This is a genomic window from Pedococcus sp. 2YAF34, assembly GCF_052114585.1.
Lineage (GTDB): Bacteria > Actinomycetota > Actinomycetes > Actinomycetales > Dermatophilaceae > Pedococcus.
Genome location: NZ_JBFRFA010000019.1, coordinates 1 through 18,909 on the forward strand (window position 1 = coordinate 1; position 18,909 = coordinate 18,909).

Below are 18,909 nucleotides of genomic sequence, written 5' to 3' on the forward strand. Positions count from 1 at the left end.
GTCCCGGACTTCGGCGCAAGACCGGGGCGGGAGGCCCGAAGTCCGGGACTTCGGCGCAAGACCGGGGCGGGAGGCCCGAAGTCCGGGACTTCGGCGCAAGACCGGGGCGGGACGCCCGAAGTCCCGGACTTCGGCGCATACGCGTATGGCGGGTAAGGCGCCTGCCGGACCTGGCTAGGCCGCTGCCTCGGCTCGGTGGCGTCGGCGCAGCCAGACGTCGGCGAGGCTGGCGAGCAGGGCCAGCACGACCAGGCCGGTGGCGACCCGGAGCGAGACGGCGGCGGCGTCACCGGGCTGGTCGCGCAGGTGGGCGAAGAACACCGTGCCGACGAGCGCGATGCCCGCAGCCGTCCCGATGCGCTGTCCCGTCTGCAGGACCCCTCCCGCGGTGCCGGCCCGGCGCACGGGCACCTCGGACAGCGTCAACGTGATGTTCGGCGAGATCACCATCCCGCTGCCGAGCCCGGCGACGAGCAGCGGGACCGCGGCGTACCACCCGGTGGCCGGCCCCTCGACCGACGACAGCACGAGGTCGGTCGCGACCAGGCCGACGACCACGACCACCAGCCCCGCCGTCACCAGAGACCGCCCGAACCGCGTGACGAGCCTGCCGCCCACTGCCGACATGACCGCCGACCCACCGGCGAAAGGGGTCACGGCCAGCCCGGCCAGCAGTGGCGAGTACCCGAGCGCCTGCTGGAGGTAGACGGTGAGCACGAAGAAGATCCCGGTGAATCCGGAGAAGTAGACCGTGGCGACGACGGCTCCCGAGGCGTAGCCGGGCAGGCTGAACAGCCCCAGGTCGACCAGCGGGGTGCGGCCGCGCGCGGCGTACCGGTGCTCCCACAGCACGAAGACGCCGAGGAGCCCGGCGCCCACCGCGGCGACCCAGCCGGGGACAGTGGCCGAGCCGCCGCCGCGCCCGCTCTCCACCAGGGGCAGCAGCAGGGCCAGGACGCCGGCCCCGAGCAGCGCGACGCCCACCGGGTCGAGGTCGGTACGGCGTCGCGCCGGCGTCGGAGCCCGGTCACCGCCGCGGGCAGGCTCGGACGACTCGTCCTCCGCGTGCACGTGGGCAGGGATCCAGCGCAGGGCCAGGACCACGGCGGCGACCGCCACCGGCAGGTTGACCACGAAGATCCAGCGCCAGCCCGCGTCGGCGCCGAGCAGGCTGAGGATGACCCCGCCGGCGATCGGGCCGACCGCGGTGGAGATCCCGATGGTCGCCCCGAGCAGGCCGAACGCCTTCGCCCGCTCACGACCGTGGAACAGCGCCTGGATGAGCCCGGAGACCTGGGGGTTGAGCAGCCCGCCGCCGATACCCTGCAGGAGCCGCGCCGCCACCAGCAGGCTGCTCGTGGTCGCCAGCCCGCACAGCAGGCTCGCCACGCCGAAGACCACCACGCCCGCGACGAACATGCGCCGCCGGCCGGTCGCGTCGCCGAGGCGGCCCGAGGGCACGAGCACCAGGCCGAACGTCAGGGCGTACCCCGACACGACCCACTGGAGGTCGCTGGGGCTGGCGCCGAGGCCCTTCTCGATGCTGGGCAGGGCGACGTTGACGATGCTGACGTCGAGCAGGGTCATGAACCCGGCGACGAGGCAGACGGTGAGGGCCTTCCAGCGGCGGGGGTCGGGGCCGTCGTCGGGCTCGGTGCGGGGCTGGGCGGAGACGGGGTGGGTCACCCATCCATCCTCGACCGGACCGACCCGAGATGCCCTGCCGTGTCTCGCCAGGCGGGTCCCGTCAGTCGAGCCGGTCGGCAGCGACCACCCCGCGCATCACGGCGTCGATCGCGCGACGGGCGGTGGCCGCCAGCTGGGGCTCGGGAGCCGCGTCGGCGATCTGGCCGAGCAGGTCGACGACCTGCTTGCACCGCCGGACGAAGTCACCGGCCGCCATGTCCTGCCCGCGCAGCACGAGGTCGAGCTTCTGGCCCGACGCCCAGCGGTGCATCATCCACGCCATACCCCCGTCGGGGTCCCCCATGAGCGGCAGGCCGAGGTCGCGCTCCCGGTCCTCGATCGCGGACCAGAGCCGCTGCATCTCGGTGACGGCCTCGGCGACGTCGTCACCGGGCATGCGTGGCGAGGGGTCGGCCTCGTCGCGCCGCGGCTCGTGGACCAGCGCCGACACGACGCTGGCGAGCCCGGCGGGGTCGAGCCGCTTCCACAGCCCGAGCCGAAGGCACTCCGCGGCGAGCAGGTCCTTCTCGGTGTAGAGGCGGCGCAGGTTCTCCCCCTGGGGGGTCACCTGGGTGCCGTCCGCGGACAGGTAGCCCATCTCCGCGAGCAGCTCGCAGATCCGGTCGAAGGTGCGGGCCACCGAGTTGGTGCGCCCCTCGACCTTGCGCTGGAGCCCGACGGTCTCGCGCTTGAGGCGCCACCACCGCTCGGCCCAGCGGGCGTGGTCCTCGCGGTCGGGGCACTGGTGGCACGGGTGGGCCTTGAGCCGGCGCCGCAGCTCGGCGATGCGCTCGTCCTCACCCGGCGTGGAGGCGGTGCGCGAGCGCTTCGGCGGCGGGTCGTGCGGCACCGCGATGCGCAGCGACGTGGCGAGGTCGCGGCGCGCCTTGGGGCTCTTGGCGTTGAAGTGCGGTGGCACCTTGACCTGGGCGACCGCCTCGACGGGTACGGGCACGTCGACGAGGGTGAGCTTGCGCAGCTGACGGTCCTCGGTGACGACGGTGGGCGCCGGTGCCTCGCCGCGGAACGACTTGGACGGCTGGACCACCACGGCGTACCCCGCGCGCCGGCCGGCCGGGATCCTGATGACGTCGCCGATGCGCAGCGCCTCGAGCGACACGGCTGCCTCTGCCCGCTTGCTTGCCGACCTGGCCCGGGCGCCGTCCTTCTCGAGCCGGGCGATCTCCTGGCGGATCCCGGCGTACTCGGAGAAGTCGCCGAGGTGGCACTCCATGCCCTCGGCGTAGCCCTCGAGCCCCTCCTCGTTGCGCCGCACCGCGCGGGCGATGCCGACGACGGCCCGGTCGGCCTGGAACTGGGCGAACGAGGTCTCCAGGATCTCGCGCGCCACCTCCCGTCCCACCTGGGCCACGAGGTTGACCGCCATGTTGTAGGTCGGCCGGAAGCTCGAGCGCAGCGGGTAGGTACGGGTGGACGCCAGGCCCGCGACGGCAAGCGGGTCGAGGCCGCGGTTCCACAGCACGAGGGCGTGGCCCTCGACGTCGATGCCGCGCCGTCCGGCGCGCCCGGTGAGCTGGGTGTACTCCGCGGGCGTGACGTCGGCGTGCGTCTCACCGTTGAACTTCACGAGCTTCTCGAGCACCACGGTCCGGGCCGGCATGTTGATGCCCAGGGCGAGGGTCTCGGTGGCGAACACCGCGCGGATGCGCCCGGCGGTGAACAGCTCCTCGACGATCTCGCGGAACGTCGGCAGCATCCCGGCGTGGTGGGCGGCGAAGCCGCGGGTGAGGCCCTCGACGAAGTCCCAGTAGCCGAGCACGCCGAGGTCCTCCTCGGCCAGGCCCTGGATGCGCTCCTCGACGGTGCGCCGGATCCGCTCCCCCTCCGCGTCGGTGATGAGGTGCACCCCGTCGCGCAGCAGCTGGCTGACGGCTCCCTCGCACCCGGCCCGGCTGAAGATGAAGGTGATCGCCGGCAGCAGGCCGTCGCGGTCCAGCCGGGTGACGACCTCGGACCGGCTCGGACCGCCACCGGGCCTCCCGCCGCCGCCTCCTGCGCCGCCACGCGCCATACCGCGTCCGCCCGGGCCACCACCGGGGCCGCGGGGTGCGCCGCGCCCACGGTGCGGCAGGCGGCCGGCGTCACGGTTGCCCCGGCCCCCGTCGTCCCACCGTCCGCGCTGCTCGGTGCCCCGGATGGCCTGCAGGAGCTCGGGGTTGACCTTGGTGGCGTCGGCACCGGTGGTGGGTGCGGCGGTCTCGTCGACGAAGAGGTCGTACAGGCCCTGGCCCACCACCATGTGCTGCCACAGGGGCACCGGCCGGTGCTCGGAGACGATGACCTCGTGGTTGCCTCGGACCTCGGCCAGCCACGCGCCGAACTCCTCGGCGTTGCTGACCGTCGCCGAGAGCGAGACCACCTGAACGTCCTCGGGGAGGTGGATGATCACCTCTTCCCAGACGGCGCCGCGGAAGCGGTCGGCGAGGTAGTGCACCTCGTCCATCACCACGAAGCCGAGCCCGCGCAGGGTGGGCGAGCCCGCGTACATCATGTTGCGCAGCACCTCGGTCGTCATGACGACCACCGGTGCCTCACCGTTGACGGAGGAGTCCCCGGTCAGGAGCCCGACGTTGGAGGAGCCGTGGCGCCGGACCAGGTCGAGGTACTTCTGGTTGGACAGGGCCTTGATCGGGGTCGTGTAGAAGGCCTTGCGACCCGTGCCCAGCGCGAGGTGCACGGCGAACTCGCCGACGATGGTCTTGCCCGCACCGGTCGGCGCGGCAACGAGGACGCCCTTGCCGGCCTCGACGGCGCGGCACGCCTGCTCCTGGAACTCGTCGAGCGGGAAGTCCAGGCCCGCGCTGAACTCGGCGAGCCGGGGGCTCCGGCGGGCCGACCGTTCGGCAGAGGCGGCGAAACGCTCGGCGGGGGTGGCCATGAGCCGAGGCTACGTCAGCGGCCGGCGCCAGGAGCGGAGGGTGGCCGCGACCCGGCCGGCACCAGGACGGTGACGGCGGCGGGGACGACCTCGAGGGTCAGCGGCAGCGGCGCGAACCGCTCGCCGTCCGCGTAGGCGACGATGCCCTCGGCCTCGAGGGTCACCTGCCGCCCGCGCAGCACCTCGACGGCCGGGTGGGCGACGTGGGTGCCCTTGAAGACCTTGGGGAACACCCGGAGGAACTCCAGGGTGCTGATCTCGCGCAGCACCAGCACGTCGAGCAGCCCGTCATCCATCTGCGCGTCGGGGAGCACCTGCATCCCTCCCCCGTAGCTCGGGCCGTTGCCGACGGCGACGAGCATGGCGTGGGTCTCGTGGCGGACCCCGTCGACGGTGACGACGTAGGGGATCGCCTTGAACAGCGGCAGCTCCCGCAGCAGGGCCAGGGTGTAGCGCAGCTGGCCCTTGGGCCACGGCCAGGTGTTGGCCCGCTCGTTGACGACCGCGTCGAACCCGGCGCCCAGGACGCCGCCGAACCACCGCCGGTTGCCGTGCTCGTCGACGTGGCGGATGGCGTCGATGGTGTGCGGGACCCCGGTCGTGACGAGGTCGGCGGCGCGCACCGGGTCGTGCACGGGCAGGCCGAGGCCTCGGGCTATGTCGTTGCCCGTCCCCGCCGCGATGAGGGCCAGCGGCACCTTGGTCTCGGCGGCGAGGTTGATGCCGAGGTGGGCCATCCCGTCGCCGCCGACGACCGCGAGCACGTCGATGCCCTGGGCGATCGCACCGAGGGCGCGGTCCCGCGCGGCGGCGTACGACTCGTCCGTTAGGTCGAGCACCTCGTGCCCTGCGGCGCGCATCCGCGCGGCGACCTCCAGGCCGAGCGACCGGCCCCTGCTCTTGCCCGAGGTCGGGTTGACGACCAGGCCGATGCGCGTGCTCACGGGCGGAGGCTACCGGTGGGTCGGCTCAGAGCGCGGACGCCTCGTCGTCGGACACGTCGACCCAGTCGGGGCGGGACTTGCGCCTGCGCCGCTCGATCAGCTTGCTGACCAGGATCGCCAGGAAGTAGAGCACCGTCAGCGGCAGCGCCATCAGGAACATCGTGAACGCGTCTGGCGTCGGGGTGGCCACCGCCGACAGCACGAAGATCCCGAAGACCGCCGGGCGCCACGCCTTGAGCATCGTCCTGGCAGGCAGGATGCCGATCGCGTTGAGGGCCACGAGGAACACGGGCAGCAGGAAGGCCGCGCCGAACACCAGGATGAACCGCGTGACGAAGCTGAAGTAGTCGGAGACCTGCTGGATGTTGGAGGCGCCCGCGGGCGTGAACCCGTAGAGCACCGCGAGGACCGCCGGCAGGACGTAGTAGGCGAGCCCGCAGCCCGCGAGGAACAGCGGGAAGATGGCGCCGATGAACGCCAGGGAGATGTTGCGTTCCTTCTTCGTCAGGCCCGGGACGATGAACGCCCACACCTGGTAGAGCCACACCGGGCTCGAGGCGATGATGCCGACGAAGATCGCGATGCTCAGCTGCTGGGAGAACGCCGCGGTGGCGTTGCCGAAGTTGAGGCTGATGACGCTCTCGGGGTGGGCGGCCTTGTAGTCGTTGAACGGTGCCGCCAGCCGGCCGTAGACCTGGGGGTAGTAGACCCACCCGAAGACGGCGCCCACCAGGGTCGCGACCGCCGAGATGAGGAACCGCCGCCGCAGCTCGCGCAGGTGGTCGCCGAGCGTCATGCGTCCCTCGGGGTTGCGGGCACGACGGAGCGCCATGGTCGGTCAGCTCTCGGCGGGTTCGGGGCTCAGGTCGGCGAGCAGGGCGGTCAGAGGCCGCTGGTGTTGTCCGTGCGGGGGCTGTTGTCCTCGGTGATCGGCGAGGAGGCAGTGGCCCCGGGCGTTGCCGTGGTGCCCGTCGTCGTGCCGCTGGTGGGCGTCGCGGTCTGGTCGCGGACGGTCTCGCCCTTGACGGTGTCGCTGCTCGCGGCGCTCTTGCCGTCGTTCTTCATCTCGTGCACCTCGGACTTGAAGATGCGCATCGAGCGGCCCACGCTGCGGGCGGCGTCGGGCAGACGCTTGAACCCGAACAGCACGACGAGCAGGACCAGCAGGACGATGATGTGCCAGCCTTCGAAGAGTCCGCGACCCATGGAATTCAGTCCTCTCGGTCCCCGTCGGGGTGACCTTGCGCTTGTCGTGGTGCCTGGTGGCGTGGTGCCGGGTGGTTCCTAGTCTAGATGCCGTGCCCACGCAGGGCGGCGTGCCGCCTGTCGGGCGCGCCGCTGCTGCTTCAACGAGGCGCGGGTGGCGTCGCGTTCCCGGCGCAGCGCACGGGGGTCGCCGAAGATCGCCGGCTCGGGAGCGGGCGTGGGCTCACCGAGCCGCTCGGTCCGCTCCTGCAGCGCCGCGACGGTCTCCGACGCGCGGGACACCTCGGCGCCCAGCTCCTTGACCTGGCCCCACAGGCCCCACGCACGGGACGCGAGGTAGGCCGCCGCGATGACCACGAGCAGCACCCAGATCAGGACCCACCACCACATGCCGTCGACCCTACCCGCCCGCCGCGGGCGTCGTGTCGGCGACGCCGTACGCCGCGAGGGCCTCCAGGGCGCCGTCGGTGACGGCCCGCGCGAGCTCGGGCGGGGCCACGACGATCGCGTGCCCGCCGAGGCGCCAGAGCAGCCTGCGCAGCCAGAGCGTGTCGGCCGTGCGCAGGGTCACCGTGCTCGACCCGTCGGGGGCGACGTCCACGGAGTCGACCGGGTAGTAGTCGGCCACCCAGGCGGCGCCGCGCGACAGGTGCAGCGTCACCTTGGTGTCGTCCTCGCGCGGGGTGAAGGTGCCGGCGTCGAGGTCGCGCAGCCGGGCGTCGGCGGGCGGCGTGCCGTCGACGTCGAGCACCTCCAGCGACTCGATCCGGTCCATGCGGAAAAGCCGGGTGTCCTGGGCGCGGTGGCACCAGCCCTCGAGGTACCAGTGGGCGTCGAGGTTGACCACGCGCATCGGGTCGACGTCGCGCTCTGTGGACTCGTCACGGCTCGGCACGAGGTAGCGCAGGTGCACCCGGCGGCGCCGCTCGACCGCGCGTCGCGCGTCGGCGAGCAACCCGGCCTCGACGCCCTCGTCGATGGACACCTCGACCCGCGAGGCGGCCTCGGCGCTGGCACCGGTCGCCGCCTCGAGCTTGGCCATGGCCCGCTCGATGGTGTCGCGCTCCCCCAGCCCCGGCACCGCGGCGAGGGCGCGCAGGCCGACCATGAGGGTCAGGGCCTCGTCACGGCCGAGGCGCAGGGGGCGGGCGATGGTGTCGGCGTTGCTGACGAAAACACGTCCCCCCTCCCACTCGGCGTCGATGAGCTCGTCGGGCATCTGGCCGTAGCCGCACAGGTAGAGCAGCCGCAGGTCGGTCTCGAGCTGCTCGACGCTGATGTCGAGGTCGGCCGCCGCCTGCTCGGTGTCGATGCCCTGCCGGTTCACCAGCCAGGGGACCATGGTCAGCAGGCGGGCGAGCCGCGCCGTGGCGGTCTCCTGCGTGCTCACGCGGCACCCCCGGTCAGGGCGCGGTGGGCAGCGAGGGCACCGCGCAGGCGCGCCACGACGAGGTCGCGCACCTCGACGGGCTCGACGACGACGACGTCCGCGCCGTACCCGCTCACCTCGTCGGCGAGGGCGCCGTCGTCGGTGAACGGCACCTCCAGCACCGTCCACTCCCCCTCCACGCCGCGCGCGCTGCCACGGCGGCGCAGCGACTGCCCGCGCCCCTCGCGGACCCGGACGGTCGCGGTGCCGGACGCCTCGCGCTCCCCCACCGTCGTCCGGATCATCTCGCGTGCGCGGTGGTCGGAGGGCACGACGTACGGCGCCGCCCGCCGGACCACGGACACGGTGCCGTCGATGCGGGACAGGCGGAACACGCGCGGGGCGCCGCGGTCGAGGTCGAAGCCGGTGAGGTACCAGCGGCCGTGCCACGAGGCGAGTCCCCACGGCTGGACGCGGCGGGTGTTGACCTCGCCCTGGCCGCCGGTGCGGTAGCCGAACGAGATGGTCTGCTGGCCGACGACGGCGTTCTTCACCGGTTCGAAGGCGGGCTCGCTGGTGCCCAGGCGAGGCTCGATCCCGACGAGGGAGTCGCCGTCGCGCTCGATGCCGGCCGCCTTGAGCTTGCGCAGGGCCTGCGCGGCGGGACCCGCGAGCGAGGCGTGTGCCCAGGTGCGGCTGGCCAGGCCCAGGACCGCCAGCTCGTCGGGCTCGAACTCGATGTCCGGCAGGGCGTACTCACGCTGGTCGATCCGGTAGCCCACCTCGTCGTCCCAGACGCCACCGATGTCCTCGGTCACCAGCGGGATGCCGAGCTCGCGCAGCTCGTCCTTGTCGCGCTCGAACATGCGGTCGAAGGCCTCGTCGCTGGCGGCGTCGCCGTACTGCGGCACGATGTCGCGGATCTTGGACTTCGGCAGGGCACGCCGGGTGTAGAGCAGGCACAGCACGAGGTTGAGCAGTCGCTCGGTCTTGGCCGCGGGACCGGTGGGTGAACTCACCCGCCCGACGCTACCCGAGTGGTGCAGGCACCCCGTGGCTAGTCTGCGTGTCGTGATGCAGTGGCGCGAGGGCACGGTGCAGGAGGTGCGTGACCGGTGGCCGGGCGCCGTGGAGTACGCCGTGGAGCTGGCCGGCGACGAGGGTCGCGTCGTGCGGGCGCTCGCCTACACCGCGCTCGCGGGTGAACCCCAGGTCGGCGACCGGGTCCTGCTCAACGCCTCAGCCCTCCTGCGCGGCCTCGGCACCGGCGGCCTGGCGTTCGTCGTCGTCGCCCCCGACCGCCTCCCGGCCGACCCCCCGGCGGACGCCGGGCACATCGTCAAGGCGCGGTACACCCCCCAGCAGCAGATGTTCATGGCCGTCGACGAGCAGGACAGCCCGCACCACGCCGCGCTGACCTCCGGCCCGGCCGACGCCGGCGACCTCCTCGGGATGCCCGTCGTCGTGGCCGACCTCCACTCCGCACTGCCCGCGGTCGTCGCCGGGCTCCGCTCGGAGCGACCCGGAGCCCGGGTCGTCTACCTCATGACCGACGGCGGGGCCCTGCCGATCGCCTTCTCCCGGACCGTCGCCGGGCTCCGCGACGCGGGCTGGCTGCACGGCACCGTCACCGTCGGCCAGGCCTACGGGGGCGAGCACGAGGCCGTCACCCTGCACTCCGGGCTGCTGGCGGCCCGCCACGTGCTGGGCGCCGACGTCGCGGTCGTCGTGCAGGGGCCCGGCAACGTCGGCACCGGCACCACGTGGGGCTACACCGGTGTCGCTGCCGGCGAGGCGCTCAACGCCGTCGGGGTCCTGCGCGGGCGCGGGGTCGCCGCGCTGCGCGTCTCCGACGCCGACCTGCGCGGCCGCCATCGCGGCATCTCCCACCACAGCCGCACGGCGTACGGGCGCGTGTGCCTGACCGCGGCGGACGTGCCGGTGGGGCTGGTGGACGACGAGTTCGGGCGGCTCGTGCACGAGCAGGCCAGCGCCCTGGTCGAGGACGCCAGCGGCGACCTGGCGCTGCGTGAGGTGGAGGTCGACGGGCTCGACGAGTCGCTGCGCGCCTCCCCCGTCAGGCTCTCGACCATGGGCCGCGGGCTCGACGAGGACCACGCGGCGTTCCTGCACAGCGCAGCAGCCGGGCGGTGGGCCGCCCGGCTGCTGGAAGGTGGTGCCGGCTGAGCCCAGCTCAGCCGTGGTCCGCGAGGCGGACCGTCGTGGGGTTCGCGGTCAGCGCACGTCCACGAGGTCGACGACGAAGATCAGGGTCTCGCCCGGCTTGATCGCGCCACCGGCGCCACGGTCGCCGTAGGCGAGGTGGGCGGGGATGACGAGCTTGCGGCGGCCGCCGACCTTCATGCCGACGATGCCCTCGTCCCAGCCGCGGATGACCTGGCCCACGCCGAGGCGGAAGTCCAGGGGCGCGCCACGGTTCCACGAGGCGTCGAACTCCTCACCGGTCGAGTGGGCGACGCCGACGTAGTGCGCGGAGATGGTGTCGCCGGCGCCGGCCTCCTGGCCGTCGCCCTCCTTGAGGTCCTCGATGACGAGCTCGGTGGGGGCGGCGTCACCGGGGAAGTCGATCTCGGGCTTGGTGGTGCTGGGGTCGAAACCCATGGTGGTGCTCCTGTCAGTGGGGTGGATGGTTCAGGCTGGGTCGTGCCGGTGCGCGGGGCGTCAGTACGCGGCGAGGATGTCGACGACGAACACGAGGGTGTCGGTGCCGCTGATCTTCGGCGGGCTGCCGGCTGCTCCGTAGCCGTCGGCCGGGGGCACGACCATGAGCACGCGGCTGCCGACGGTCTTGCCGACGAGCTGGTTGTCCCAGGCCTTGATGACCTGCTGCTTGCCGATGACCGTCTCGAAGTAGCCCTGCGGCGAGCTGGCCGAGGAGTCGAAGACCTTGCCGTCCTTGTAGAGCGCGCCGGTGTAGGTGACGCGGATCGTCTGGCCGGCCTGCACCTTGGCGCCGGTGCCCTCGATGAGGTTCTGCCCGACCGTCTTGGTCGGCGGCTTGGTGCCCTTGGGGATCGTGATCGCGGCGGCCTTGCCGGGGGTGACCTTGACGGTCGGCAGGCCCTTGGCCGGGGCGACGGCCTTGCCCTGCGCGCTCGGCAGGGGCTTGGTCACCGACAGGACGTCCATGAGGAACAGCACGGTGTCGGTGCCGCCGACCTTGATGTCGGTGTTGCCCGAGGGGCCGAACGCGTCCTTCGGCGGCACGGCGACGAGCACGCGGGAGCCGACCTTCTGGTTGGCCAGGCCCTTCTTGAGGCCGGGCAGCAGGTCGGAGGTGCCGAGGCTGAGGCCGAGGTTCTGCTTGCCGAAGTTGGTGTCGAGCACCGAGGCGTCCTTGGCGTTGAGCAGGACGTACTTGACGCTGACGATCTCGTCGTTCTCCACGACGGGGCCGTCACCCTGCTTGAGGACCTTGGTCGTCGTCTCGGTGACGCTCAGCGGCTTGGGCTTGACGGTGACGGTCGGTGCCGTGGTGGCGCTGCCTCCCGTAACGCTCACGCCGTCGAGGACCGACTTCTTGGCGTCGGACGAACCGCCGCCGCACGCGGACAGGGCCAGGACGGCGGTGAGGGCTGCAGCAGCCGCGGAGAGCGCGCGGCCGGGCCGGGCATGGGTACGGAGCAAGGACACGGTGGGGACTTTCGCTGGGGGCGGTGGACCAGCAGCCACCATAACCGGGCTCTCTGGCAATGCCCGAAACGCCCGGTTCCCCCGAGCGTGCTCGTAGCCGGTCGGGTCAGCCGCGCATGCCCTCGATGAGGCGCTCGACCCGGGCGTCCACGGCGGCGAACGGGTCCTTGCACAGGACGGTCCGCTGGGCCTGGTCGTTGAGCTTGAGGTGCACCCAGTCGACGGTGAAGTCACGCCGGTGCTCCTGCGCCGCCTTGATGAAGTCGCCGCGCAGCTTGGCCCGCGTCGTCTGCGGCGGCACCGTCTTGGCCTCGAACACCTCGGGGTCGGTGCACACTCGCGCGGCCCGGCCGTGCTTCTGCAGCAGGTAGAACAGGCCGCGCCGCCGGTTGACGTCGTGGTAGGCGAGGTCGAGCTGGGCGATGCGGGGGCTGTCCATCGGCAGGTCGTGCTTGGCCATGTAGCCGGTGATGAGCTTGTGCTTGATGACCCAGTCGATCTCGGTGTCGACCAGCGACAGGTTGCCCGTGTCGATCGCGGTGAGGGTGCGCTCCCAGAGGTCGAGGACCTGCTTGTGGATCGGGTCCTCGAGTCCCTCGCGGTCGGCGTAGGCCTGGGCCCGCTCGAGGTACTCCGACTGGATCTGCAGCGCGGAGAGCTCGCGGCCGTTGGACAGGCGGACCGTCTTGCGCCCGGTCATGTCGTGGCTCATCTCCCGGATGGCCCGGATGGGGTTCTCCAAGGTCAGGTCACGCACGACCATCCCCGACTCGATCATCCGCAGCACCAGGTCGGCGGACCCGACCTTGAGCATCGTGGTGGTCTCGCTCATGTTGGAGTCACCGACGATGACGTGCAGCCGCCGGTACTTCTCGGCGTCGGCGTGCGGCTCGTCGCGGGTGTTGATGATGGGCCGCGATCGCGTGGTCGCCGAGGAGACGCCCTCCCAGATGTGGTCGGCCCGCTGGCTGACGCAGAACGTCGCACCCTTGGACGTGGTGACGACCTTGCCCGCACCGGAGGTGATCTGCCGGCTGACGAGGAACGGGATGAGCACGTCCGACAGCTGCTGGAACTCCCCCGCCCGGCCGACCAGGAAGTTCTCGTGGCAGCCGTAGGAGTTGCCGGCCGAGTCGGTGTTGTTCTTGAAGACGTAGATCTCGCCCTCGATGCCTTCCTCGGTCAGGCGGTCCTGGGCGTCGGCGACGAGGCCCTCGATGATGCGCTCGCCGGCCTTGTCGTGGATGACGAGCTGCCGCACGTGGTCGCACTCGGGGGTGGCGTACTCGGGGTGCGACCCGACGTCGAGGTAGAGGCGCGAGCCGTTGGAGAGGAACACGTTGGACGACCGGCCCCACGAGACGACCTTGCGGAACAGGTAGCGCGCCACCTCGTCGGGGGTCAGCCGGCGCTGTCCCTCGAACGTGCACGTGATGCCGTACTCGTTCTCGATCCCGAAGATTCGGCGCTCCATGAACCCACTCTAGGCTCGAACCGCTCTGCGGCCGATGACAACGCGCGCCGTGCAAGGATGCCGCCATGTCCGACGACCACGCTGCCGCGCAGGAGGCCGCCGCTCCTGGCTGGTCCAGGCAGCCGACCCGCGCCTGAACCGTGGACGTCCTCGTCCTCGGTGGCACCGCCTGGCTCGGGCGGGAGGTGGCCCTCGCCGCACTGGCGCAGGGCCACGAGGTGACGGCGCTGGCGCGCGGCGAGTCCGGCTCCGTACCCGGCTCCGTACGGTTCGTCCGCGCCGACCGTTCAGCGGCCGACGCCTACGACGAGGTGGCCGGTCGTGACTGGGACGTGGTGGTGGACGTGGCTCGGCAGCCCGGCCACGTGCGCGGCGCCCTGGGCGCGCGTTGGGCAACCGCTCCCGGTCGTGGGTCTTCGTGTCATCGAGCTCGGTCTACGCTCGCGACGACTCCCCCGGTGACGACGAGTCGGCGGCCCTGCACCCTCCCCACGACGCTGACGACGAGGGCTGGGAGACCTACGGCGCGCGCAAGGTCGCGTGCGAGTCGGCGGTGCTGGGTGCCGTCGGCGACCGTGCGCTCGTCGCGCGGGCGGGGCTCATCGCCGGCCCTGGCGACCACACCGACCGCACGGGGTACTGGCCCCTGCGCTTCGCCCACCCCGTAGGGTCGGACGGCGCCGTGCTCGTGCCGGACGTCGGGCTCGCCACCCAGGTCGTCGACGTGCGCGACCTCGCGTCCTGGCTCGTCGCCGCGGGGGGCGCCGGGGCGACCGGCGTCGTCAACGCGAGCGGACCGGTCGTGCCGCTGGCCACCCACCTCGAGACCGCGCGCCGCGTCGCCGGCCACACCGGGAAGGTGGTGACGGTCTCCCAGGAGTGGCTGCTCGAGCACGACGTGCAGCCCTGGTCCGGACCGCGCTCCCTGCCGATCTGGCTGCCGCTGCCCGACTACGCCGGTTTCATGGCCCGGGACACCTCCGCCGCGCAGGCGCTCGGGCTGACGCCCCGCCCGCTCGCCGAGACGCTGGCCGACACCCTCGCGTGGGAGCTCCAGCACGGGCCGGGTCGCCGGCGCAAGGCCGGGCTCTCCCCCGCCGAGGAGACCGAGCTCCTGACCCTCGCCGGTCACGCCACCTAGCTCGCTGCGGCCAGGACCGCGCCGGCGCCACGCCGGGACCTCGCGAGGCGGGCGCCGGCACCGCGCCCGACAGCCGAGTCCGGTGCACGGGTGGTCTCCCCACACCGCCGCACGCGGGAAGTGGCGGGCCACTCCATAGGGTGCGCCGCGCCGGCTGCGTAGCGTCAGGGCCCCGAGGCGCCGAGCCGCACGGCCGCAGGCGCCCGTCGCTGGTGCGGCGCGGGTCGGGGTACGGCGACGAGAGGGGTGTCCGGTGCGACCGGTGACCGAGCGGGTGGCCGTGGCCGGCGGCGACCTGGCCGTGCACCACCTCACGCACGCACCCGCCGAGGCGCCGACCGTCGTGGCCCTGCACAGCATCTCCTCCAACGCCCTGGCCTGGGTGCCCGTCGCCGAGGCCCTCGACGGCCGGGCCCGGGTGCTGGCCCCGGACATGCGCGGCCGGGCGGAGAGCGCCTCGCTGCGTTCGACCGGGCTCGCCGACCACGTCGCCGACGTGCACGCGGTGGTGGCCCACTACGGGCTCGAGCGACCGGTGCTCGTCGGCCACGACATGGGCGCCTTCGTGGCCGCCCTGGCAGCGGCGACGCACCCGCAGGACGTCGGCGCGGTGGTCCTGGTGGACGGCGGACTGGCGTTCCCCTCGCCGGGCTCCTTCGACGTCGACGAGGTGCTGCACAGCATCATCGGGCCCGCCATGGACCGGCTGTCGATGGCCTTCGAGGACGAGGACGCCTACCTCGACCACTGGCGCGCCCACCCCGCCCTGGGACCCCACCTGGCCGGGCCGCAGGGAGCCGCACTGGCGGCGTACCTGCTGCACGACCTGGCCGGCCCCATTGGGGACATGCGCTCGACGTCGTCGCTGGAGTGCGTGCGAGCCGACTGGGCCGACCTCATGAGCGACCCGGCCACGCTCAGTGCCGTGCACACGCTGCAGTGCCCGGCCCGGCTGCTCCACGCCCGTCGCGGTCCCCTGGCGCAGGCCGAGGGGCTGTACACCACCGCCCGCGTCGCGGCGGCGCACCTGCCCGCCGACGTCGTCGCCACCGAGCTGGCCTCCGACCACTACGGGCTCCTGCTCGACGACGGCAGCGTGGCGGCCGTGGTCGCGGCCGTGCTGGGCGTGGCGGTTCCACCATCCGGACGGGTCATCCACACTCCGGTCACGTCACGGCATGTTATGTGACACCAAACATCGCGTTACCCGACCGAGGAGCCCCCATGGCCACGCTGCGACTGGGCGACGACGCCCCCGACTTCACCGCCGAGACGACGGAGGGGCAGATCTCCTTCCACGAGTGGAAGGGCGACGGGTGGGCGGTGCTGTTCAGCCACCCGGCCGACTTCACCCCGGTCTGCACCACCGAGCTCGGCCGCGTCGCCCAGCTCAAGGACGAGTGGGCCCGCCGCGACACCAAGGTCCTGGCCGTGTCCGTCGACGGCCTCGACGACCACCACGCCTGGAAGTCCGACATCGAGGAGGTCGCCGGCACGCCGGTCACTTACCCGATCGTGGCCGACCAGGACCGCCAGGTGGCCGAGCTCTACGACATGATCCACCCCGGGGCCGGCGACACCTCCCCCGTGCGCTCGGTGTTCCTCATCGACCCGGCCGGCAAAGTGCGCCTGTCGCTGACCTACCCCAAGAGCGCCGGCCGCAACTTCGACGAGATCCTGCGCGCGCTCGACGCCCTGCAGGTCAACGACGCCGGCCCGTTCTCGACCCCCGCCGACTGGAAGGCCGGCGAGCGGGTCATCGTCGCTCCCGCCGTGACCACCGAGGACGCCCGGGCGCGCTTCGACGGCGTGGAGGTCGTCACGCCCTATCTCCGGTACGCGGAGGCCCCCACCGCCTAGGTTGGGGCCATGGCACCCACCGAGCCCACCGCCGGCCGCACCACCCTGTCCGTCGACGTCGAGGGTGGACAGCTTCCCGCCGACCTCCTGCTGCCGCCGTCGGGACTCGGGCCCGGCATCGTCGTGCACCAGGAGATCTTCGGCGTGACGGGCTACGTCCGCAGCCGTGCCGAGGCCCTGGCCGCACTGGGCTACGTCGTCCTCGTCCCGCACTTCTACTGGCGCCTCGGCGACCCGGTCGTCGCCGAGGGCGCGGACGGCCTGCCGGAGGCCGTCGCCCTCGCGGGCCGCTTCGACTGGGCCGCCGGGGTCGCCGACGGTGTCGCGGCCCTGCAGGCCCTGAGGTCCCGCGAGGAGGTCGACGGCCCGGTGGGGCTGCTCGGGTTCTGCTTCGGGGGCGGGCTGGCCTTCAACGCCGCCGCGGCGGCGACCGAGGCGGGCTCCGCACCGGACGCCCTGGTCAGCTACTACGGCTCGGCGCTGCCGAACCTGCTCGACCTCGCCGACCGGGTGACCTGCCCGAGCCTGCACCACTTCGGGCTCGACGACGCCTACATCCCGCAGGAGACCGTGCGGGACATCGAGGCGGCCGTGACGGCTCGCAACGACGACGTCACGTTCCTGCGGTACGCCGGTGCAGGGCACGCGTTCGACAACCCCTCACCGGTGTTCCACCACGCCGACGCCTCGGCGCAGGCGTGGGTCGCCACCGAGGCGTGGCTCCTGGAGCACCTGCCGGTCTGAGGCCTAGGGCCCGTCCTGCTCCTGGGGGCGCTGCGTCTGCGCGTTGGTCGACTCGTCCCGCGGCGACTCCCCGGTGAGGGTGTCGTGGTGCCCGGGCGTCGCCTCGTCCTCGGCCGGGATGTCGTGGGTCGGGTCCTCGGGGCTGAGCAGCGCCTCGAGCAGCCCACCGCCGATGCGCCGGAAGGTACGGCGCGGACGCTCGCGGTCGAGCACCGCGACCTCGAGCTGGCCGGCGCCCAGGGTCCGGCTGGCTCCGCCGGCGGGGTCCTTGGCGAGCAGGTCGACGGCCAGGCGCAGGGCATCGCCGAGGGTGAGTCCCGGCTCCCAGCGCTCCTTGAGCCCCGTCTCGATCGGCTCGGCGGCGCCGCCCATGGCGACGAACCCCCGCTCGTCGGCGACCGAGCCGTCGTAGGTGAGCCGGTAGATCTGGTCGTCGTCGGCCGAGTCCCCGACCTCGGCCACGACGATCTCGACCTCGTAGGGCTTGGACTCCTGGGTGAAGACGGTCCCGAGCGTCTGCGCGTAGGCGTTGGCCAGGCCACGGGCCGTCACGTCCGTGCGGTCGTAGGAGTAGCCGCGGAGGTCGGCGTAGCGCACACCGGCGACCCGCAGGTTCTCGAACTCGTTGTACTTGCCGACGGCGGCGAACGCGATGCGGTCGTAGATCTCGGAGACCTTGTGCAGGGCCCGTGAGGGGTTCTCCGCGACGAAGGCGATGCCCTTGTCGTAGCCGAGCACGACGACCGAGCGGCCGCGCGCAATTCCCTTGCGGGCGTAGTCGGCCCGGTCCTTCATGAGCTGCTCGGGCGAGACGTAGAACGGCATGCTGCTCATCGCGCACCCCCCGGGTTGCCCTGGCGCGCGGCGACGACGGCCTCGACCGTCCCGCGCAGCTGCTCGTCGCTGCGGAACGCGACGCCCTGCACGCCGACCACCGCGACGGTGGGCCAGATGCGGCGGCCGATGTCGGGGCCGCCGGTGGCGGAGTCGTCGTCAGCGGCGTCGTAGAGCGCCTCCACGGCAAGGCTCACGGCCTCGTCGGCGGTCAGGCCCGGCCGCCAGAGCTTCTTCATCGCGCCGCGCGCGAAGAGCGAGCCCGAGCCCACGCTGTGGTGGTCGTGCTCCTCGTAGCAGCCGCCCGTGACGTCGTAGGAGAAGATCCGCCCGACCTGCCGGTCGAGGTCGTAGCCGGCGAACAGCGGCACGACCGCGAGGCCCTGCATGGCCATCGCGAGGTTGGCGCGGATCATCGACGCGAGGCGGTTCGCCTTGCCCTCCAACGAGAGCAGCGTTCCCTCGATCTTCTCGTAGTGCTCGAGCTCGACCTGGAACAGCTTGACCAGCTCGATGGCGATGCCGGCCGTGCCGGCGATGCCCACGGCGGAGTACTCGTCGGCCGCGAACACCTTCTCCATGTCGCGGTTGGCGATGATGTTGCCCATGGTCGCCCGGCGGTCCCCCGCCATGACCACGCCACCGTCATAGGTCACCGTGACGATCGTGGTGCCGTGCGGAGCCTCCAGCGTGCTCCCCGCAGGCAGGGCGCGCCGCGACGGAAGCAGGTGCGGGGCGTGGGCGCCCACGAAGTCGGTGAAGGAGGACGAGCCCGTGGCGAGGTATGCCGCGGAGAGCCTGCCCGCGTCGGCTCCGGTGGTCACTGGCCGCCCTTCTGGACGAACCCGCGGACGAACTCCTCCGCGTTGGACTCGAGCACCCCGTCGATCTCGTCGAGCACGCTGTCGATGTCGGAGTCGAGGTTCTCCTTGCGGGCACTGGCCTCCGGCGCGGCGGGTGTGGGCTCGGGACCCTCGTCCGGGGCGTCGTCCCGGCGCTGGGGGCGGCTCTGCTCCTGGCTCGGCATGTCCGTGACCTCTCGCTCGGTGCTGCTGCGATGCGTGCTGCTGAGATGCGTGGGGGCGGGTCGCGGGCGAC

The 18,909-nt window shown here is 72.8% G+C and carries 19 protein-coding genes and 1 pseudogene; 6 read left to right on the forward strand and 14 right to left on the reverse strand.

The window, feature by feature from the left end:
• Positions 1-174 precede the first annotated feature (174 nt).
• From AB4Z02_RS11445 to AB4Z02_RS11480, 8 genes are all read right to left on the reverse strand, one after another.
• Positions 175-1,686: an MFS transporter gene (locus AB4Z02_RS11445; RefSeq protein ID WP_441971085.1), complete on the reverse strand. Its 1,512-nt coding sequence runs from the start codon at positions 1,684-1,686 to the stop codon at positions 175-177.
• Positions 1,687-1,747: 61 nt separating this feature from the next.
• Positions 1,748-4,585: a DEAD/DEAH box helicase gene (locus AB4Z02_RS11450; protein WP_441971087.1), complete on the reverse strand. Its 2,838-nt coding sequence runs from the start codon at positions 4,583-4,585 to the stop codon at positions 1,748-1,750.
• A gap of 14 nt (positions 4,586-4,599) precedes the next feature.
• A complete protein-coding gene (locus AB4Z02_RS11455) occupies positions 4,600-5,529 on the reverse strand; it encodes a diacylglycerol/lipid kinase family protein (RefSeq protein WP_441971088.1) in 930 nt (309 codons plus the stop codon).
• Between the two features lie 25 nt (positions 5,530-5,554).
• Positions 5,555-6,361: a twin-arginine translocase subunit TatC gene (gene tatC, locus AB4Z02_RS11460; protein ID WP_441971090.1), complete on the reverse strand. Its 807-nt coding sequence runs from the start codon at positions 6,359-6,361 to the stop codon at positions 5,555-5,557.
• 50 nt (positions 6,362-6,411) lie between these two features.
• Positions 6,412-6,735, reverse strand: a complete 324-nt coding sequence (gene tatA, locus AB4Z02_RS11465) for a Sec-independent protein translocase subunit TatA (RefSeq protein ID WP_441971091.1) — start codon at positions 6,733-6,735, stop codon at positions 6,412-6,414.
• A 78-nt stretch (positions 6,736-6,813) separates the two neighbouring features.
• Complete coding sequence (locus AB4Z02_RS11470; protein ID WP_441971093.1) at positions 6,814-7,125, reverse strand: hypothetical protein; 312 nt, start codon at positions 7,123-7,125, stop codon at positions 6,814-6,816.
• A 10-nt stretch (positions 7,126-7,135) separates the two neighbouring features.
• Positions 7,136-8,125 (reverse strand): helix-turn-helix transcriptional regulator, encoded by a 990-nt coding sequence (locus tag AB4Z02_RS11475; RefSeq protein WP_441971094.1) that lies wholly within the window; start codon positions 8,123-8,125, stop codon positions 7,136-7,138.
• On the reverse strand, positions 8,122-9,123 hold the full coding sequence (locus tag AB4Z02_RS11480) for a helix-turn-helix transcriptional regulator (protein ID WP_441971096.1): 1,002 nt from the start codon (positions 9,121-9,123) through the stop codon (positions 8,122-8,124). The genes AB4Z02_RS11475 and AB4Z02_RS11480 overlap by 4 nt, the downstream gene beginning before the upstream one ends.
• 52 nt (positions 9,124-9,175) lie before the next feature.
• Between AB4Z02_RS11480 and AB4Z02_RS11485 the strand changes: the two genes are divergently transcribed.
• Positions 9,176-10,291, forward strand: coding sequence for a DUF3866 family protein (locus AB4Z02_RS11485; RefSeq protein ID WP_441971098.1), 1,116 nt, complete (start codon positions 9,176-9,178; stop codon positions 10,289-10,291).
• Between the two features lie 48 nt (positions 10,292-10,339).
• On the opposite strand, the gene AB4Z02_RS11490 is transcribed toward AB4Z02_RS11485, so the two are convergent.
• The 3 genes from AB4Z02_RS11490 to pafA all read right to left on the reverse strand — a co-directional run bounded on the left by AB4Z02_RS11490 (position 10,340) and on the right by pafA (position 13,232).
• Positions 10,340-10,726 (reverse strand): FKBP-type peptidyl-prolyl cis-trans isomerase, encoded by a 387-nt coding sequence (locus AB4Z02_RS11490; RefSeq protein WP_056885137.1) that lies wholly within the window; start codon positions 10,724-10,726, stop codon positions 10,340-10,342.
• A 60-nt stretch (positions 10,727-10,786) separates the two neighbouring features.
• The gene (locus AB4Z02_RS11495) at positions 10,787-11,758 is read right to left on the reverse strand and encodes an FKBP-type peptidyl-prolyl cis-trans isomerase (protein WP_056885138.1); all 972 of its coding nucleotides are present in this window, start codon (positions 11,756-11,758) and stop codon (positions 10,787-10,789) included.
• A gap of 106 nt (positions 11,759-11,864) precedes the next feature.
• Positions 11,865-13,232, reverse strand: coding sequence for a Pup--protein ligase (gene pafA / locus AB4Z02_RS11500; protein ID WP_441971100.1), 1,368 nt, complete (start codon positions 13,230-13,232; stop codon positions 11,865-11,867).
• 185 nt (positions 13,233-13,417) lie between these two features.
• Here pafA and AB4Z02_RS11505 point away from each other — a divergent pair.
• From AB4Z02_RS11505 to AB4Z02_RS11525, 5 genes and pseudogenes are all read left to right on the forward strand, one after another.
• Positions 13,418-13,543, forward strand: a pseudogene (locus AB4Z02_RS11505) (NAD-dependent epimerase/dehydratase family protein); the annotation flags it as partial.
• Between the two features lie 107 nt (positions 13,544-13,650).
• Positions 13,651-14,373 (forward strand): hypothetical protein, encoded by a 723-nt coding sequence (locus tag AB4Z02_RS11510; protein WP_441971154.1) that lies wholly within the window; start codon positions 13,651-13,653, stop codon positions 14,371-14,373.
• A 253-nt stretch (positions 14,374-14,626) separates the two neighbouring features.
• Positions 14,627-15,562 carry an alpha/beta fold hydrolase gene (locus tag AB4Z02_RS11515; protein ID WP_441971102.1) on the forward strand — a complete coding sequence of 312 codons (936 nt, stop codon included), beginning with the start codon at positions 14,627-14,629 and terminating at the stop codon, positions 15,560-15,562.
• Between the two features lie 35 nt (positions 15,563-15,597).
• Entirely contained in the window at positions 15,598-16,233 is a 636-nt protein-coding gene (locus AB4Z02_RS11520; protein ID WP_056885142.1) for a peroxiredoxin, read from the forward strand.
• A gap of 9 nt (positions 16,234-16,242) precedes the next feature.
• Positions 16,243-16,977, forward strand: coding sequence for a dienelactone hydrolase family protein (locus AB4Z02_RS11525; protein WP_441971103.1), 735 nt, complete (start codon positions 16,243-16,245; stop codon positions 16,975-16,977).
• A 3-nt stretch (positions 16,978-16,980) separates the two neighbouring features.
• Here the strand turns inward: AB4Z02_RS11525 and prcA are convergent, their stop codons facing one another.
• The 3 genes from prcA to AB4Z02_RS11540 are packed head-to-tail and all read right to left on the reverse strand — an operon-like array spanning position 16,981 to position 18,838.
• Positions 16,981-17,811 (reverse strand): proteasome subunit alpha, encoded by an 831-nt coding sequence (gene prcA, locus AB4Z02_RS11530; protein ID WP_441971105.1) that lies wholly within the window; start codon positions 17,809-17,811, stop codon positions 16,981-16,983.
• Positions 17,808-18,635: a proteasome subunit beta gene (gene prcB / locus AB4Z02_RS11535; protein ID WP_056885145.1), complete on the reverse strand. Its 828-nt coding sequence runs from the start codon at positions 18,633-18,635 to the stop codon at positions 17,808-17,810. Before prcB ends, prcA begins: the two co-directional genes overlap by 4 nt.
• On the reverse strand, positions 18,632-18,838 hold the full coding sequence (locus AB4Z02_RS11540; RefSeq protein WP_056885146.1) for a ubiquitin-like protein Pup: 207 nt from the start codon (positions 18,836-18,838) through the stop codon (positions 18,632-18,634). The genes prcB and AB4Z02_RS11540 overlap by 4 nt, the downstream gene beginning before the upstream one ends.
• Between the last annotated feature and the right edge of the window lie 71 nt (positions 18,839-18,909).

Coding starts and splice junctions, on each gene's coding strand:
- prcA (WP_441971105.1), bottom strand. CDS start 17,811: ATGAGCAGCATGCCGTTCTACGTCTCGCCCGAGCAGCTCATGAAGGAC.
- tatA (WP_441971091.1), bottom strand. CDS start 6,735: ATGGGTCGCGGACTCTTCGAAGGCTGGCACATCATCGTCCTGCTGGTC.
- AB4Z02_RS11450 (WP_441971087.1), bottom strand. CDS start 4,585: ATGGCCACCCCCGCCGAGCGTTTCGCCGCCTCTGCCGAACGGTCGGCC.
- AB4Z02_RS11470 (WP_441971093.1), bottom strand. CDS start 7,125: ATGTGGTGGTGGGTCCTGATCTGGGTGCTGCTCGTGGTCATCGCGGCG.
- AB4Z02_RS11490 (WP_056885137.1), bottom strand. CDS start 10,726: ATGGGTTTCGACCCCAGCACCACCAAGCCCGAGATCGACTTCCCCGGT.
- AB4Z02_RS11525 (WP_441971103.1), top strand. CDS start 16,243: ATGGCACCCACCGAGCCCACCGCCGGCCGCACCACCCTGTCCGTCGAC.
- pafA (WP_441971100.1), bottom strand. CDS start 13,232: ATGGAGCGCCGAATCTTCGGGATCGAGAACGAGTACGGCATCACGTGC.
- AB4Z02_RS11540 (WP_056885146.1), bottom strand. CDS start 18,838: ATGCCGAGCCAGGAGCAGAGCCGCCCCCAGCGCCGGGACGACGCCCCG.
- AB4Z02_RS11520 (WP_056885142.1), top strand. CDS start 15,598: ATGGCCACGCTGCGACTGGGCGACGACGCCCCCGACTTCACCGCCGAG.
- tatC (WP_441971090.1), bottom strand. CDS start 6,361: ATGGCGCTCCGTCGTGCCCGCAACCCCGAGGGACGCATGACGCTCGGC.